Below are 16,736 nucleotides of genomic sequence, written 5' to 3'. Positions count from 1 at the left end.
GTTGTTCATGTCATCGTCATCTCCATCGCTGATTGGCGCCCCGGTCCTGACCGATGCGGACGTCACGGTAGCGCCGCCGTTGTCATATACGCGTAGCCACGGCGCGTTGCGTCGACTGCTGAGTTCGCCAAGCGCGTGGGTCGGCACGGTATTGCTGGCAATCGTCGTGGCGGCTGCCGTCACGGCGGGCTGGCTATATCCGGACGACCCGCTCGATATGGCCACCGAGCCGCTGCTATGGCCGGGCCGTGATGCGGCCTTCCCGTTTGGTTCCGATATGCTCGGCCGCGACATTCTGGCCGAGCTGTTCCACGGCGCGCGCGCGTCGCTGACGATCGCGGCGGTGTCCACGCTGATCGCAGTAGTGCTGGGCGTGGCCGGTGGCATCGTGGCCGGCTACTACGGAAATGATTTCAAGGGTCGCATCGATCGTATCTTCGGTACCGTGACCACGTTTTTCCAGACCATCCCGTCGTTTCTGTTTGCGCTCGCGATCGTCGCGGTGGCACAGCCGTCGATCGGCAAGATCGCGCTGGCCATCGGCGTGACGTCGTGGCCCGCGCTCGCGCGGCTGGTGCGCGCGGAAGTGCTGCGCCTGCGCCACGGAGACATGGTGCTGGCGAGCGAAGCGTTGGGCGCCAGCGACGCGCGCATCATCGCGCACGACATCCTGCCCAATGTGCTCACGCCAGTGTTGGTGTCGGCCTCGCTGATGGTCGCCACCGCGATCCTGACCGAGTCGAGTCTCGCGTTCCTCGGCCTCGGCGATCCCAACGTGGCGAGCTGGGGCAATATGGTCGGCGCGGGTCGCGAGGTGCTGCGCACGGACTGGTATGTGTGCGTGCTGCCGGGCATGGCGATCGTGCTCACGGTATTGGCACTCAATCTGATTGGCGATGGGCTTGCCGCGGCATTCGATCCGCGCGGCGCGCGCTGAAGAAGGACCGAATCATGACTGAACCCCTGTTGTCGCTGCGTGGGCTGACAGTTTCCTATCCCGGTGCGGAACGTCCCGCCGTGGCATCGCTGGACCTCGATGTCGGCGAGGGTGAGACGGTTGCGCTCGTCGGCGAATCGGGCTGCGGCAAGTCGACCACGGCGCTGGCGATCCTGCGCCTGTTGTCGCCGACGGCGCGTGTCGAGGGCAGCATCCTGCTCGATGGCCGCGATTTGCTGACATTGCCGGAACGCGAGATCACCGCGGTACGCGGCAATGTCGTGTCGATGATTTTTCAAGAGCCGATGACCTCGCTGAATCCCGTGCATACGGTGGGCCAGCAGATCGTCGAGTCGCTGCGACTGCATCAGCCGCTGTCGGCGCAGGCCGCCGTGGCGCGGGCATTGGAGTTGCTCGATCTCGTGCGCATTCCGGAACCGCAGCGGCGCTTCCAAGCGTATCCGCATCAACTGTCGGGCGGTCAACGGCAGCGCGTGATGATCGCGATGGCGATTGCGTGCTCGCCGCGGTTGCTGGTGGCGGACGAACCCACTACTGCACTGGACGTCACGGTCCAGGCGCAGATCCTCGAACTGCTCGATTCGCTGCGCCGCGAACTGTCGATGAGCGTGCTACTGATCACGCACGACCTTGGCGTGGTGTCGCGCTGGGCCGATCGCGTGGCCGTGATGCATGACGGCCGCAAAGTGGAGGAACAAGCGGCGCGCGCATTGTTCGCGGCGCCCGCGCATGACTATTCGCGCGCGCTGCTGGGCGCATCGTTGAGCGGTGTCCATGCGCGCGGCGACGCCCCGCATTACCGCGTTGCGCGTTTGCCGGAGTTACGCGTCGAACGGCGTGCCGACGGCACGGCCGCGGCGTTCCGCCTCGCGCAGCCGGTGCCGCGTCAGCCGGCGTTGCCCGTCGACGCTTCCGCACCACTGATTCGGGTCGAAGGCCTCGACGTTGTGCATCGCACCGGTCGCCATGCCGCGCATGCGGTGCGCGATGTCTCGTTCTCGATCGCGGCGGGAGAAACCGTCGGCCTGGTCGGCGAGTCGGGCTGCGGCAAGTCGACGCTCGCGCGCGCGATCCTGCGGCTGGCTGATCATGATGGCGGCCGCATCGTACTCGACGGGACCGATATCGCGGCGCTCGAACGCCGGCGACTGCGGCCGTGGCGCGGGGCGATGCAGCTGGTGTTTCAGGATCCGTACGGCTCGCTCAATCCGCGCAAGACCGTGGCGGCGCTGCTCGAGGATGCATTGCGCATTCACGGCGCAAAGGATGCACGTGTGCGGCGCGAGCGCACGCACGCGATGATCGAACGTGTGGGACTGCCGGCCTCGGCGTTGCAGCGCTATCCGCATGAGTTCTCGGGTGGTCAGCGCCAGCGCATCGGTATTGCGCGCGCGTTGATCGTGCAGCCACGGCTGCTGGTATGCGATGAACCGGTGTCCGCGCTCGACGTCTCGGTGCAGGCGCAGGTGCTGAATCTGATCGCCGATCTGCAGGCCGAGTATGGGCTGGCGTGCCTGTTTATCTCGCACGATCTGGGCGTGGTGCGCTATATCGCGGACCGCGTGCTGGTGATGAAGGACGGGAAGATCGTGGAGAGCGGCGAGCGCGAACAGATCTGGTCGGCGCCCGCGCATCCGTACACGCGGCAATTGCTGGACGCGGTCCCGTCGTTCGCCGCTACGCCACTTTAAGTGCCGACGCACGCCCTTGCGGACGTGCCAGTCCCAGATGATCCCGCAGCGTGCGTCCTTCGTACTCGGTACGGAACAAGCCACGCCGCTGCAGGATCGGCACCACGCCATCCACAAAATCCTGCACGCCATCCGGCAACACATCGGGCATCAGGTTGAAGCCATCGGCCGCACCGTTGACGAACCAGTGCTCGATATCGTCCGCGATCTGCTCGGGCGTGCCGACAACCACGCGATGGCCACCACCGCCGGCCAGTTCGCGAATCAATGCGCGCACAGTGAGCCCACGCTGCTGGCCAAATGCGACCGTGGCGCGGAAGAACGTGTGGTTGCCGTTTGCCGGCAGCACAAGGTCGTCCGGCAGCGGCTGATCGAGTGACAGGCGATCGGCCGAAATCCCGAGCGTGCCGGCCAGCCGATTCAGGCTGTAGCTCCAAGGAATCAGATCGATGAGTGCATCGCGACGGGCGATCGCCTCCGCCTCGGTGGCGCCGATGATCGTGGTCAGGCCCGGCAGCACCTTCACTGCATGCGGACCACGACCGAGGGCCTCGGCGCGTTGATTGATCTCCGCGCGATAGGCAAACGCCTCCTCGAAAGACTGCGCGGCGGAGAACACCGCTTCCGCATGCAACGCAGCCAGTTCGCGCCCGTCGGAAGAGCCGCCGGCCTGGAACAGCACCGGGTGCCCCTGCGGCGGCCGCGGCTGATTGAGCGGACCGTGGACGTCGAAGAACGCGCCATGGTGCGCGATCGGTTGCAGCTTCGCGGTGTCGACGAAGCGACCCGACGACTTGTCGCCGACGAACGCGTCGTCTTCCCAGCTATCCCACAGCGCCTTGACCACGCGCGTGAACTCGTCTGCGCGCGCGTAGCGCTGGGCGTGATCGGGTGGCGCCAGTCGGCCGAAATTGCGCGCGGAACCGGCATCGGCCGTGGTCACGACGTTCCAGCCCGCACGGCCATGGCTGACGATATCGAGCGTGGCAAAGCGCCGCGCCACGTTGTAGGGCTCGTTGTAGCTTGTCGATAGCGTGGCGACCAGACCGATATGCGTGGTCGCGGTGGCGACGCACGCAAGCAGCAACGTCGGCTCCAGCGCGGTGATCGGCCGAAAGTCGATCTGATCGGCGATCGATGCATTGTCGGCGAGGAAGATCGCATCGAACTTGCCGGCCTCGGCGATCCGCGCCAGCCGGATATAGTGCTGCACATCGAGAAACGCGCGCGGATCGGCGTCCGGCACACGCCAGGCCGACGGCACGAAGCCCGAGTGCAGCGCGTTGAGGTTCAGGTGAAGCTGGCGCGGTCGCGCGGCCTGGGTCATGAGTGCGTTCCGGTGGATGCGTTCAGAACACGCGGCCTTCGGTCAGGTGCGTGGTCTCGCCGTTCAGGTGATAGGCGCCTACCACGCGTGCCTTGTGCAGCAGCGGGTTGTGGCTGAAGATCGTGCGCAGATTGCGCCAGTGGCGATCGAAGTTGTGCGCGCGCGCGGTGAACGACGCGCCGCCGGCTTCGAACATGCGCTCGCCCGCATGCAGCGCGAGCTTGCTGACGACGAGCTGGGTCTGCGCGGTGGCCAGCGCGCCGGCCAGCACCAGTTCCTCGGCATTGTCGGCGCCATTGACGAGCGCATCCGCCGAGCGGTCGAGCGCGCGCGCGTTCTCGCGCACAAGGCCATCGATCGCATGACTATGCGCGGCAAGGTCGCCAATCACACCCTGAATGAAGTGGTCCTCACGCGCGCTCGGCGCGGGGCTGTGCAGCGCGGGCCGGCCATGTTCGAGTACATAGCGGCGCGCATCGTTCCACGCGTTGCGCACGATCCCGGCCGCCACGGCGACCAGATGTAGCTGTCGCAGCGCGCCGCAATGACGACCGACCAGCGTGGTGCTGTCGCGCGGCGCCACTTCATTGGCGAAGACTGCCACGTTATCGAACAACAGGCTGCCGCTCGCGGTCATGCGCTGGCCCATGCCGTCCCAATCGTCGACGATGCTGAAGCCGGCACGGTTCACGGGAATCACGATCAGCACGGGTTCGCCATCGGCGCCCAGCACGTTGATGCGGGCGTAGTCGGAGAAGGCGGTGCCGGTGGAGTAGTACTTGCGGCCCGACAGCAGGTAGCGATCGCCGTCGCGGCGCAGCGCGGTCTGGATTTCACCGGGGCGCGAGGTGGTGCGCTCGGTCGATGCGCCGCCGAAAATCGCGCCTTCGGACACGCGGGCAATCTGCACGTCGTTGAACGCGGAGCGCGGCGACAATCGCAGCACTTCGGTCTGGTCGTAGTGAATGCGCAGTGCGTGGGCGACGTTCGACTCTTCCGCGGCGATCGTCGTGATCGCATCGAACAGATCGACGAGCGTGCCACCGAGTCCGCCCCACGCGACCGGCAGTCGCAGCGCGCCCAGTCCGGACTTGCGGAACAGCGCAAAGCCTTCGTACGGCAGCACGCGTCGCGCTTCGCGCGCGGCGGCGCCAGCGCCGATCTGACGGGCCAACTCGGGCAGGCCGTCGAGCGCGGTTTGCAGCGGATACAGCGAATCCAGTGAATCGAGTTGCAGGGGGGCGTTCATGAAACCTTCCTTCAGCGACACATGACCCGCAAGCATAGGGTGGGCCGTGTGTCGCTGGGAACGAAGGAATCAGGATAAGGATATGTACTTCCGCGCTTGCGCCCCAGCCTGAGTTAGTTGGTGGCCGCGAGCGAGAAGTTGGCCTGCCACACGTTCTGGCTGACCACCACCGGGGTGGGAATCAGCTTCTGTTCGTGGAACAGATCGGCCACGCGCTGCTGACTCGCCACGACTTCCGGCGTGATTGGCGTGACGCCATACGGTACGCGCTTGAGCCAGGTCTCCACGACGGGGAGGGGCAAGCCCAGCGACGGCGCGAGCAATGCCGCGGTTTCCGACGGGTTCTTGACGACCCACTGACCCGTGGCTCGCAACTGCTCGAGCACCGCGTTGATGGCCTTCGGATTGGCTTCGGTGAAGCGACGCGAGGCCTCATAGAAGTTGAACGGCGAAGGCACATTCTCGTAGTCGGCCACGGTGCGCACCTTCAGCGACTGCTGGGCCAGCGCGTAGTACGGGTCCCACACGACCCACGCGTCGACCTTGCCGGACTCGAACGCGGCGCGCGCGTCGGCGGGCGGCAGGTAGATCGGCTGAATATCGGCGAACGACAGGCCGTTCTTCTTCAGCAACTGAACCAGCAGGTAGTTCGAGCTCGAACCCTTCTGCACCGCGATGCGTTTGCCTTTGAGATCGCTGACGGTGCGCACCGACGAGTTATCGAGCACGAACAGCGCCTCGTTGGACTTGCCGCCGGGCTCGGCGCCGACGTAGACGAAGTCAGTCTTGGCGGCCTGCGCGAACACGGCCGGTGGCGCGCCGGTGTAGCCGAAGTCGATGCCGTTGGCATTCAGTGCTTCGAGCAGTTGCGGGCCGGCGGGAAATTCCTTCCACTCGACCTTGTAGCCGAGCGGCGCCAGCTTTTTCTCGAGCGAGCCCTGTGCTTTGAGCACCGCGAGCAGGCCGGCCTTCTGAAAGCCGACGCGGATGGTCTGGTCGGCCGCATGGGCCGGAGCGGTGAGTGTGATGCCCGCCAGCAGCGTGCTTGCGCTCAAGGCGGTGGTGATCCGGCGGAGCCAGGGAGTCAGGTAGGCCATGATTCGTTCCTGTCGAGATGGGTTGGGACCGGCTATGGTCACCAGAATCGCCCCTCGACGGGAACGAACGTATTGTCATGTTGGCATGCGGTGCGGCCGCATTACGTTATGCGGCGGGCGTGGATGTGCGTGGAGATTATCGACGTCACAAGGCTGCCGACGCCCGCCGCACCCATGATCCAGGCCATCGTCCACGGTGTGCCATCGGCGCACCAGCCGACCAGCGCCGCGCTGACGATGCCGCTGCCATAGTGCATCGCGCCCAGCAGCGACGATGCCGAGCCCGCCTTGTGCGGAAACGCTGCCAGCGCGCCCGCGACGGAGTTGGCGACGATAAAGCCGTTCATCGACATGTAGAAGAACAGCGGCAGCACGAGTCCGACGAGTCCGCCCCAGCCGAAGTACGCATTGACCGCGAGCACGATGCCCGACAGCGCGAGGATCCACGTGCCCAGATGGAACAGCCGTGCGCTGCCGATCGCGCGCAGCAGCCGCGCGTTGACGAAGTTGGCCGCCATCATGCCCAGCACGTTGACGCCGAACAGCAGGCCGTAGTTTTGCGGCGACACGTGGTAGTACTCGATATACGCGAACGGCGTGCCAATGACGAACGCATAGGCGCCCGCGTAATAGAACCCACCGGACAGGCCGTAGCCGATCAGCCGCGCATCGCGGAACAGCGCGGCGTAATCGTGGAAGACGTAGCGCAGCGGTGTCGTCACGCGTCGCGCGGGCGGCAGCGTTTCCGGCAGGAAGCGCAGCGCGCCGATGGTCAGCAAACCGACGATCACGAGTGTCCAGAAAATGCCCTGCCAGTTCCAGAACGACAGGATCTGCCCGCCCAGCAACGGCCCGGCCAGCGGCGCGATGCCCATGATCAGGATCAACGTCGACAGCATGCGCGCGCCGTCCTCGCGCGCATAGAGGTCGCGCACCATCGCCCGCGCCAGCACCGGGCCCACGCTGGCGCCCAGCGCCTGCACCACGCGCCAGCCCATCATCTGCCACACCGTGGTGGACAGCGCGCAGCCGGCCGAGCCGATCACGAACAGCACCAGCCCCGCCGCAATCGGCAGCCGCCGGCCGTGGCGGTCGGCGAGCGGGCCCCATAGCAACTGTCCCGCGCTGAAGCCAATCAGGAACGCCGACAGCGTCAGTTCGATGCTGGCCGCGCTGGCATGCAACTCGCGCGCGATAGCGGGCAGCGCGGGCAGGTACATGTCCGTGGAGATCGAGGCAAAGGACATCAGCGCGCTGAGAATCAGCATCAGGCGCAGCGGGTTGGCGATCGAGCTTGCGGGCGTGGTCGCTGCCGTGGGGGCCGCTGGGGTGACCGGCGGCGTAGAGCAGGGCTGCATGCTGAGAAGGTCCGGTAGAGGCGCGTTCCGTGAGGCGGAACGCACAGGAGAGGAATGTGAGATCTTACGGCGTTTACCCCAAGGCTTTAAGCCCTGGAACGCGGATGCACTCTTGAACGTGCTTCACATATGGGCGACATGGGCGACATGGACGACCAATTGCCCGCAGAGGGGTACCATTACGCCCGTTTTCGATCCCCAACCTTACGGAGTGCTTGCAGTGTTTCAACCGACCAGCGTATTCAAGGACAACCTCGCCCAACTGCCCGCCATCGATGCCATCGCCCGCATCGAGCTCGTGGATGCAGCCGGCGCGGTGGTAGCCACCATCGACAACGTGCCCGGCAAGCAGGGCTCGGTTGCCGTCTACAACTACCTGCGCGCGACGTTCGGCAAGCTCGACGCCGCCGCGGCCGGACAGGGTCTGGCGGTGTTCGGCGAGCACACCGCCGACGCGCGTAACCGGCCTGGCGCGCATCCGAATGTCGATCGCCTGCTGGCCATCGCGGGCGGTGCGCCCGCGCTCGACATCCGGGTGATCAGCAACGCCTGAGTTACTCGATCGTGACCTTGCCTTCCTTGACGAGTCCCGCGAACTTCACGGTTTCGTCATCGATGCGCTTGGCGAACGCTTCCGACGTGCTCGACAGCGGCTCGGCGCCGGCCGCCAGCATGCGTTGCTGGAATTCGGGCGAGTTCACGATCTTGACGATCTCCGCGTTCAGGCGCGCGACGAGCGGCTTCGGCGTGGCGGCGGGCGCGAGCACGCCGAACCACGTGCCGATATCGAAGCCCTTGAGGCCTGCCTCTTCCATCGTCGGCACATCGGGCAACGCGCTCGAGCGCTTGGCCGTGGTGACGGCGAGGGCCTTGAGCTTGCCGGCCTTCACGTGCGGCAGCACCGTGGTCAGCGTGTCGAACGACAGCGTAACCTGACCGCCGAGCAAGTCAGTCGTCAGCGGACCGCTACCCTTGTAGGGCACGTGCAGCAGCTGCGTGCCGGTGATGGCCTGGAACTGCGTACCGATCAGATGCTGCGCGGTGCCATTGCCGTTGGACCCATACGAGAACTCGGGCGAGGCCTTCTTCGCGAGCGCCACGAACTCCGCCACGTTCTTCACCGGCGTTTTGGCCGGATTCACCACCATCACGTTCGGCACGAGCGCGATCGGCGAGATCGGCGCGAGATCCTTCTGGAAGCTGTACGGCAACTTCTTGTACACGCTGGTCGCAATCGTGTGGTGTACCGCGCCCATCAGCAACGTGTAGCCATCGGGTTTGGCCTTGGCCACGAAGTCGGCGCCAACGGTCGCGCCCGCGCCGGGGCGATTCTCGACGATGACCGGCTGGCCGAGCTGCTTCGAGAGTTGATCGCCGAGCGCGCGCGCCAGCACGTCGGTGGTGCCACCGGACGGGAACGGCACGATCAGGCTGATTGGCTTGGCGGGCCAATCCTTGTCCTGAGCCAGGGCTGTGGTGGACGTGGCCACCGCGCCGACGGCAAGCGCGAGCAACGACGCTTGCAAGACACGCTGAAGGGTGAAGGTACGCATGATCTGTCTCCGATATCGTTATGGTTACTGCAGGCGTTGCTGATGCTTCTGCCTTTTGCCTCTGCCTTTTGCTTCTGATGTCGCGGTATCACTGCACCTGGGCGATGCGTAGCAGGTTGGTGGTGCCGGCCACCGCGAACGGCAGCCCGGCGGAAATCACGATCGGCTGGCCGCATTCGCCAAAGCCCTCCTTGCGCACCGTGCGACTGGCGAGCTCGGTCATCTCGAGCACGTCCACCACCTCGTGGCACAGCACCGCATGCACGCCCCACACAAGGGCCAGGCGGCGCGCGGTGGCCACGCGCGGCGTCATGCCGAGAATCGGTACCTCGGGACGCTCGCGCGCCATGCGCAGCGCCGAGTAGCCGGAGCTGGTGTAGGCCACGGTGGCGGGCACCTTGAGCAGCGCGGCCACGTGCCGCATCGCGTAGCCGATGGCATCGGCCGCTTCCGCGCGCGGCGGGGTATGCGAGGCCTGAATGGCATCGTGATAGAGCGGATCGGATTCGGTACGCGTAACGATGCGGTTCATCATCGCCACCGCTTCCACGGGATAGCGACCCGAGGCGGACTCCGCCGACAACATCACGGCATCGGCGCCGTCGTAGATCGCGGTAGCGACGTCGGAGGCTTCGGCGCGCGTGGGCACCGGTGCGGCGATCATCGATTCGAGCATCTGCGTGGCCACGATCACGGGCTTGCCGGCCTTGCGGCACGCGCGCACGATCTGCTTCTGCAGCGAGGGGACGAGTTCGGCCGGCATTTCCACGCCGAGGTCGCCGCGCGCCACCATCACCGCGTCAGCCGCGGCCACGATCGCATCGAGACTCTGGATTGCCGCGGGCTTCTCGAGCTTGGCGACGATGCCCGCGCGGCCATCGACGATGGCCTTGATCTCCTCGATGTCCTCGGCGCGCTGCACGAACGACAGCGCGATCCAGTCCACCCCGAGGGTCAGGCCGAAGTCGAGGTCGCGGCGATCCTTCTCCGTCATCGCCGACATCGGCAGCACCACGCCGGGCACGTTGACGCCCTTGCGATCGGACAGCATGCCGCCGTCGATGACCGTGGTCTGCGCGAAGTCCGTACCGCAGCGATCCACACGCAGGCGGATCTTGCCGTCGTCGAGCAGCAGCTCCGCCCCCTCGTGCAGCGCCGCGAAGATCTCCGGATGGGGCAGGCTCACACGCGTGACGGAGCCGGGCGTGGTGTGATCGAGGTCGAGGCGGAACGAGGCCTGCGCGCCGAGTTGCACCGGGCCATCGGCAAACGTGCCGATGCGCAGCTTCGGGCCTTGCAGGTCCAGCAGCACGCCGATCGGACGGCCGCGCTCGCGCTCGATCGCGCGGATCGTCTCCAGGCGCTGGTGGTGATCTTCATGGGTGCCATGGCTGAAATTGAGCCGGAACACATCGGCACCGGCGTCGAACAGCGCGTCGATCTGTTCGGGGGTGCTACTCGCGGGGCCGAGTGTGGCCACGATCTTGGCATTGCGCAGGCGTCGCATTGGACATCCTCCAAATCAGGGCGCGATAAGAATCGCCCGAAAATCATTCACATTGGTCAGGGTTGGCCCGGTCACTACGGCATCGCCGAGCGCGCCGAAGAAGCTGTGGCCGTCGTTATTGGCCAGCGCATCCTGCGCGCGCAAGCCTTGTTGCCACGCACGCTCCAGCGTGTCCGGCGTGACGAACGCGCCGGCGATTTCCTCGCGGCCATCGACGCCATCGGTGTCGCCCGCCAGCGCGAATACGCCGGGCGTGCCGCGCAGCTTCAGCGCAAGCGCCAGCAGATACTCGACATTGCGACCGCCCCGGCCGTTGCCGCGCACGGTCACGGTGGTTTCGCCGCCCGACAGCAGCACGCAGGGTGGCGCGAACGGTTGGCCGGTCTGCGCCGCATGACGCGCGATGGCACCGAACACCTTGCCCACGTCGCGTGCTTCGCCTTCGAGCGCGTCGCCAAGCACGTAGGTGGCAAAGCCCGCGGCGCGCGCCACTTCGGCGGCAGCGTCGAGTGCCATGCGCGGCGTGGCGATCAGCGTGGTGTCGATGCGCGGCAGACGCGAGTCGCCGGGTTTGACGGTCTCGGCGGCGTCGGTGGCAAGCACCGCCATCACGTGGTCGGGCACCGCGATGCCATAGCGCCGCACGATATCGAGCGCATCGGCACAAGTCGTCGGATCGGGAACGGTGGGGCCGGAGGCGATATCGATCGGATCGTCGCCGGGCACGTCGGAGAGCAGCAGGTTGTGCACGCGCGCCGGATGGCAGGCGAGCGCAAGGCGGCCACCCTTGATCGCCGACAGATGGCGGCGCACGCAGTTCATTTCGGTGATGCTCGCGCCGGAGTCGAGCAGCGCGCGATTGATGGCTTGCTTGTCCGCGAGCGTCAGACCCGCCAGCGGCAGTGGCAACAGCGCCGACCCGCCGCCGGAGATCAGGCAGATGACCAGATCGTCAGCGGTGAGTCCCGACACGAGTTCGAGCATGCGCCGCGCGGCATCGAGGCCGGCCGCATCGGGCACCGGGTGGGCTGCTTCGACGATCTCGATGCGTTGACACGGGACGGCGTAACCGTAGCGCGTCACCACGAGTCCCGTGAGCGGACCGGGCCACGCAGCTTCCAGCGCCTGGGCCATCGCGGCCGACGCCTTGCCGGCACCGATCACGATGGTCCGGCCACGCGGTGACGTGGGCGGTGCGGGCAGATGGCGCGCGAGCGTGAGCGCAGGCTGTGCGGCCGCGATGGCGGCGTCGAACATCCTGCGTAGCAGCGCGCGTGCGTCCTGTTGGATCATGCGTGTCTCCATCCAGCTCTGTCGGCTGTGGTTCCTGCGGGCCAGCAGCGGCCCACCGCACCCGGGGTGACCGGGCGCGGGTCATGCACCAGCGAAACAGCGGAAAGCGTCAGGCGGCCTTGGCGACCGCGGCCTGCTTCAGGTAGTCGCACACGGCGCGCGTCACCTGCACCGTGGTGGCCTTGCCGCCGAGGTCGCCGGTATGCAGCGCGGGATTCGCCGTGACCGATTCGACCGCGGCCATCACGCGTTGCGCGGCGGCGTTCTCGCCGAGGTGTTCCAGCAGCATGACGACGGACCAGAACGTGCCCACCGGATTGGCGAGGCCCTTGCCCATGATGTCGAACGCGGAACCGTGGATCGGCTCGAACATCGACGGATAGCGACGCTCGGGATCGATGTTGCCGGTCGGTGCGATGCCGAGGCTGCCGGCCAGCGCGGCCGCGAGATCGCTGAGGATGTCGGCGTGCAGGTTGGTGGCGACGATGGTGTCGAGCGACTTCGGACGGTTGACCATGCGCGCGGTGGCGGCATCGACCAGTTCCTTGTCCCACGTGACGTCCGGGAATTCCTTGGCTACCTGCACGGCCACTTCATCCCACATCACCATCGCATGGCGCTGTGCGTTGGACTTGGTGATCACCGTCAGGAACTTGCGCGGGCGCGACTGCGCCAGACGGAAGGCGAAACGCAGGATGCGCTCGACGCCCACGCGCGTCATCATCGAGACATCGGTCGCGGCTTCGATCGGATGGCCCTGATGCACGCGGCCACCCACACCCGAGTATTCGCCTTCCGAGTTCTCGCGCACGATGACCCAGTTCAGGTCTTCCGGCGCGCAGCGCTTGAGCGGGCCGTCGATGCCGGGCAGGATGCGCGTCGGGCGCACGTTGGCGTACTGGTCGAAGCCCTGGCAGATCTTCAGGCGCAGGCCCCACAGCGTAATGTGATCGGGAATCTGGTTGTCGCCGGCGGAGCCGAACAGGATAGCGTCCTTGCCGCGCAGCGCATCGAGGCCATCGACCGGCATCATCATGCCGTGCTTGCGGTAGTAGTCGCCGCCCCAGTCGAAGTCTTCGAACTCGAAGCGGAAGTCGGCGCCAGCCGCGACCAGCGCTTCCATGACCTCGCGGCCCGCGGGCACGACTTCCTTGCCAATGCCGTCGCCGGGGATGGTGGCGATCTTGTATGTCTTCATGGTTGTCTCCTGATCAACGTTCAGCGCTTTATTGCGTTGGATGCATTCTGTCGTCAGCAGACCGCGCTGGATCGGCGCGGAAGTTAAGCCATTCTTAACTTCAAATTAAGGATGGGTAGTGAAACTCCCCTCCCCGAGCAGGGTCGACAGTCAGGCGTTCGAATGCCCATGCTGTAAGCGGTACTGCTACCTGGCAAGGAGGTCAATGCTTTCCATCAGCAAGAATCCCCAGACATCGGCCTTGCAGGATCGGCTCAGCCATAGCGTGGGATCCGTGCTGGATACGCGCCTGGGTTCAGCGGAAGGCGCGGCGCTGCTTGTGCTCTGCAGCCTGCTGCCGGATGACGCGACCGTCGGCGACCTCGTTGGCGCGAGTGCCGCGGATATGGCCGAAGCGTCCGGCGTGCCCGCGGACCTGCTGGCGGGCTTCCTGCCAGTCAGGACTGCGTTGCAGAACGCAACCGAGTCACGGCGCAAGGTCCCGTTGTTCGATCTGTTCCTCTCCGAGGTGCGCCTTCGCTCGACCAGCCGGGATGGGCCGCCTACTCACTTTGCAACGGAGTGCCCGACTTGTGGTGACCCTGTGGCGTGGCCCGTCAATGCGGGATCGGACCTGAAAGATCGCCCGCTGCGGTGCGAGCAATCCCACGTGTTTGCGTTGAGCAACGGGAAGTTCGTCTAACGCGTAAGCGTGTCATCACTGCACGGCCCGGTAACCCTTACGCAGCGGATGACAAGTAGTGATTGGTCACTTACATCGATGCAAAGTGTCGCGCAACGACACACCGTGCGTACTCGCAATAACTTAAGCAACTAAAAAAGAGGCTTCTGCCGGCCATTAACTGCGCGCCATCCAATGCGGCACGACATTTGCGGACCTGCCCCACATAACGAGAGTGGAGGGGACGAACATTCGTCGCGAAGCATTATGGGGCTGTCAACCAATCAGATACGCATCGTGCGGCAATTGAAGGGTGGATACCGTCTTCGGATCATCCGCTCGCCCATCACGCTGCAGGAGTCGTACGCGGAACTCTATGATCCGGGCAAGCCGAGGCATATCGAGGTCATCGGCTGGTGGAGAGTCCTCAAGTTGATGCGTGCGGGACAGATTTGTCCCAATCATCCAAGACTCGATGCGGCGACCGAATTGATTCTGTGCTGAGATAATGCTAAAAATGCCAACATAATCAGATTCGAAATAATCGGTTGTTTATGCTGCGGCATTTATCGGGTGTCCTCCGCAATCGGAATGGGCGCCGAAGCCTGCCCCGCTGCGGCGGAAGCCAGATCACAGCGCATGCGCCGGACAGTCCACAAATGTCAGGCCGCATGTGCAGAAGGCGTACCGGCGCAGGTCAGTTTGTACTACATTGCACCCTTCTGGTATCTGCGTCCCCGACATTGAAAGCCGCTGTCCACACCGATTTCTCGATCGATTCTGTGCGCGTGGAGTTTGTCGATCCCGACACCGAGCGGGATTTCCAACGTCATCACCTCGATCGCACGCGTGCGTCGCTGCGTCTGACGCTCGTGTTCTGCTCACTCTTCTACGTAGCGTTCTCGCTCACCGATTTCGCGGCGCTCGGCTACGGTACGCCCGCGCTGGTGCTGCTGGTCGGGCGCTTGCTGGTGGCATTCACGGCGTGTTTCGGTCTCTACATGGTGCGCGACGAGATTCATACGATCGCGCCGCATCGCATGGCGGCCAGCGCGGCCGAGATCGTCGGCATGGCGGTGTTCATGCTCGTGGTCTGGTATCGCGCGGGCGAGTTGCCGTGGCATGCGATGTCGCTGTGCATCATGCTGGTCGTGGTCTATGTGTTCATCCCGAACCGCCTGATCACTTCGGTTGCCATCGCATTCGCGGCCACGCTGGCGTTTATCGTCATCGCGCTGGAGCGCGGCGAACTCAAGCCGTCCGACGACATCACGATGTCGATGCTGCTGCTGCTCGTCAACAGCTTCGGCATCGTCGCGGCGCGCCGCTATCACCAGCTCTGGCGCGACGAGTATCGCGTGCTGATGGAGCTCAAGCACCTGTCGATCCGCGACCATCTGTCCGGCTGTTTCAACCGGCGGCATCTGCATGCGACGTTGCTACCTTCGGAAATGATGCGTGCGCGCAAGGGCCGTCAGTGGATCACGCTGATGGTTTGCGATATCGATCATTTCAAGCGCATCAACGACAGCTACGGCCACCAGAGCGGTGACGCGGTGCTGCAGCACGTGGCGGGCACGCTGCAGGCGATGACACGCGGAGAACTGGACAGCGTGGTGCGCTACGGTGGCGAGGAATTCCTGCTGGTGCTGCCGCAGACCGACCTCGAGCGCGGCATGCGCGTGGCGGAACGCCTGCGCGCGGCGGTCGAGCAGAATCCGATTCCCGATGTCTCGGGCAAGGAGATTGCGGCGACGATGAGCATCGGCGTGTTGTCGGCGAATTTCGCGACGATCCGGCGCACGGTGTCGGAGGCCACGCTGATCGCGGCGGCCGATGCGCTGCTCTACGATGCGAAGAAGTCGGGCCGCAACAGTATCCGCTGCCTGCAGTGGACCGATGAGCTATCGCGCGCGGGGGCGCATCCGGGCAATCTGCCGTTTCCGCTGACCGGGCTGGACATCGATACGCGGGGACGCGCGGCACTTGCCGACGGTCCCCCGACGCAGGGGCGAAGCGAGCCGAGTATCACCGGCTGATGCGTTACCGGTAATCCCCGAGCACGGTTGCGCGCGTGAATTCCTCGATATTGTCGAGCAGCGCGTCAAGCGCCTGGCCGGCTGCCTCGACATCGCCGCGCGCGATTGCCGAGGCGACGGCCGCATGGAGCTTCGACATCGTGGGCAGGTCCGCCGCTTCCTTGTAATGCAGATACCAGAAGCGCCGCGACAACCCATGCATCAGCCGCATCGAACCCTCGGCAAACTCGTTGCGCGCGGCCACCAGGCATAGCTCATTGAACTCGCGATCGGCGCGCACGAACGTAATGTCGTCGCCGCTGCGTGACGATTGCTGGAACTCGGTGGCCAGCCGCTTGAAATGCTCGCGCTGCTCCGCAGTGGCACGTTTGGCCGCGCTGCGGCAGATCAGCCGTTCCACCTCGCGCCGCGTCTCCAGCAGGCGCAACTGACGCGCCACGTCCATCGGCGCGATCAGCAGGCCGCGCTGCGGCAACACCATGATCAGATGCTCGCGCGCCAGGCGCTGGATCGCTTCGCGAATCGGCGTGCGGCCGATTCCCGTCATCTCGCTCAACTGCAACTCCGACACCGAACTGCCCGGCGCCAGCCGCAGCGTGACGATCGCTTCCTCGATCTGTTCGTACGCCTGATCGGTCAGCTTGCCGCGCTGACCCGCGGGTTCTTCGGGTTCCGGAGCGGCCGCGGCACGGGCGCGGGAAGCGGTTCTTGCGGTCATGAGTGATGGTCTGCGGACGCGGTGCGGCCATTCTATCCGGTCCTTGCATCCTGAATGTTTTCTGCTAGCATGTCAGTAATATATTAG

General features: G+C 65.5%; 14 protein-coding genes. 5 read left to right on the top strand and 9 right to left on the bottom strand.

Going from position 1 to position 16,736, the window contains the following annotated elements:
• Positions 1-7 precede the first annotated feature (7 nt).
• Positions 8-937: an ABC transporter permease gene (locus LDO41_RS26635; protein WP_223993815.1), complete on the top strand. Its 930-nt coding sequence runs from the start codon at positions 8-10 to the stop codon at positions 935-937.
• Positions 938-951: 14 nt separating this feature from the next.
• Complete coding sequence (locus LDO41_RS26630) at positions 952-2,649, top strand: ABC transporter ATP-binding protein (protein ID WP_223993813.1); 1,698 nt, start codon at positions 952-954, stop codon at positions 2,647-2,649.
• Here LDO41_RS26630 and LDO41_RS26625 read toward each other — a convergent pair.
• From LDO41_RS26625 to LDO41_RS26610, 4 genes are all read right to left on the bottom strand, one after another.
• On the bottom strand, positions 2,636-3,976 hold the full coding sequence (locus tag LDO41_RS26625; RefSeq protein WP_223993806.1) for an LLM class flavin-dependent oxidoreductase: 1,341 nt from the start codon (positions 3,974-3,976) through the stop codon (positions 2,636-2,638). The two genes, LDO41_RS26630 and LDO41_RS26625, sit on opposite strands and share 14 nt — an antisense overlap.
• A 22-nt stretch (positions 3,977-3,998) precedes the next feature.
• On the bottom strand, positions 3,999-5,225 hold the full coding sequence (locus tag LDO41_RS26620; RefSeq protein ID WP_223993804.1) for an acyl-CoA dehydrogenase family protein: 1,227 nt from the start codon (positions 5,223-5,225) through the stop codon (positions 3,999-4,001).
• Positions 5,226-5,338: 113 nt separating this feature from the next.
• Positions 5,339-6,322, bottom strand: coding sequence for a sulfonate ABC transporter substrate-binding protein (locus LDO41_RS26615; protein WP_223993802.1), 984 nt, complete (start codon positions 6,320-6,322; stop codon positions 5,339-5,341).
• A 101-nt stretch (positions 6,323-6,423) separates the two neighbouring features.
• Positions 6,424-7,680 (bottom strand): Bcr/CflA family multidrug efflux MFS transporter, encoded by a 1,257-nt coding sequence (locus LDO41_RS26610; RefSeq protein ID WP_223993797.1) that lies wholly within the window; start codon positions 7,678-7,680, stop codon positions 6,424-6,426.
• 220 nt (positions 7,681-7,900) lie between these two features.
• Between LDO41_RS26610 and LDO41_RS26605 the strand changes: the two genes are divergently transcribed.
• Positions 7,901-8,233 carry a DUF2322 family protein gene (locus LDO41_RS26605; RefSeq protein WP_223993792.1) on the top strand — a complete coding sequence of 111 codons (333 nt, stop codon included), beginning with the start codon at positions 7,901-7,903 and terminating at the stop codon, positions 8,231-8,233.
• A gap of 1 nt (position 8,234) precedes the next feature.
• Here the strand turns inward: LDO41_RS26605 and LDO41_RS26600 are convergent, their stop codons facing one another.
• The 4 genes from LDO41_RS26600 to LDO41_RS26585 form a co-directional block, all read right to left on the bottom strand.
• Positions 8,235-9,233, bottom strand: a complete 999-nt coding sequence (locus tag LDO41_RS26600) for a Bug family tripartite tricarboxylate transporter substrate binding protein (RefSeq protein ID WP_223993790.1) — start codon at positions 9,231-9,233, stop codon at positions 8,235-8,237.
• An 88-nt stretch (positions 9,234-9,321) separates the two neighbouring features.
• On the bottom strand, positions 9,322-10,740 hold the full coding sequence (pyk, locus tag LDO41_RS26595) for a pyruvate kinase (RefSeq protein ID WP_223993789.1): 1,419 nt from the start codon (positions 10,738-10,740) through the stop codon (positions 9,322-9,324).
• Between the two features lie 15 nt (positions 10,741-10,755).
• Positions 10,756-12,033, bottom strand: coding sequence for a glycerate kinase type-2 family protein (locus LDO41_RS26590; protein WP_223993788.1), 1,278 nt, complete (start codon positions 12,031-12,033; stop codon positions 10,756-10,758).
• Between the two features lie 109 nt (positions 12,034-12,142).
• Positions 12,143-13,231, bottom strand: a complete 1,089-nt coding sequence (locus tag LDO41_RS26585) for a tartrate dehydrogenase (protein ID WP_223993787.1) — start codon at positions 13,229-13,231, stop codon at positions 12,143-12,145.
• A gap of 205 nt (positions 13,232-13,436) precedes the next feature.
• Here LDO41_RS26585 and LDO41_RS26580 point away from each other — a divergent pair, with 205 nt between their 5' ends.
• Together LDO41_RS26580 and LDO41_RS26575 are read left to right on the top strand one after the other, a co-directional pair.
• Positions 13,437-13,913, top strand: coding sequence for a hypothetical protein (locus LDO41_RS26580; RefSeq protein ID WP_223993786.1), 477 nt, complete (start codon positions 13,437-13,439; stop codon positions 13,911-13,913).
• Between the two features lie 722 nt (positions 13,914-14,635).
• The gene (locus LDO41_RS26575; protein ID WP_223993784.1) at positions 14,636-15,931 is read left to right on the top strand and encodes a GGDEF domain-containing protein; all 1,296 of its coding nucleotides are present in this window, start codon (positions 14,636-14,638) and stop codon (positions 15,929-15,931) included.
• A gap of 4 nt (positions 15,932-15,935) precedes the next feature.
• Here LDO41_RS26575 and LDO41_RS26570 read toward each other — a convergent pair whose 3' ends face one another.
• Positions 15,936-16,649 carry a GntR family transcriptional regulator gene (locus LDO41_RS26570; protein WP_223993777.1) on the bottom strand — a complete coding sequence of 238 codons (714 nt, stop codon included), beginning with the start codon at positions 16,647-16,649 and terminating at the stop codon, positions 15,936-15,938.
• Between the last annotated feature and the right edge of the window lie 87 nt (positions 16,650-16,736).

Origin of the sequence: Cupriavidus pampae (genome assembly GCF_914271485.1) — a bacterium.
In the GTDB taxonomy this organism is placed as follows: Bacteria; Pseudomonadota; Gammaproteobacteria; order Burkholderiales; family Burkholderiaceae; genus Cupriavidus; species Cupriavidus pampae.
Note: the sequence above shows the minus strand (reverse complement) of the source record. Positions and strands in the feature narration are given on the sequence as shown.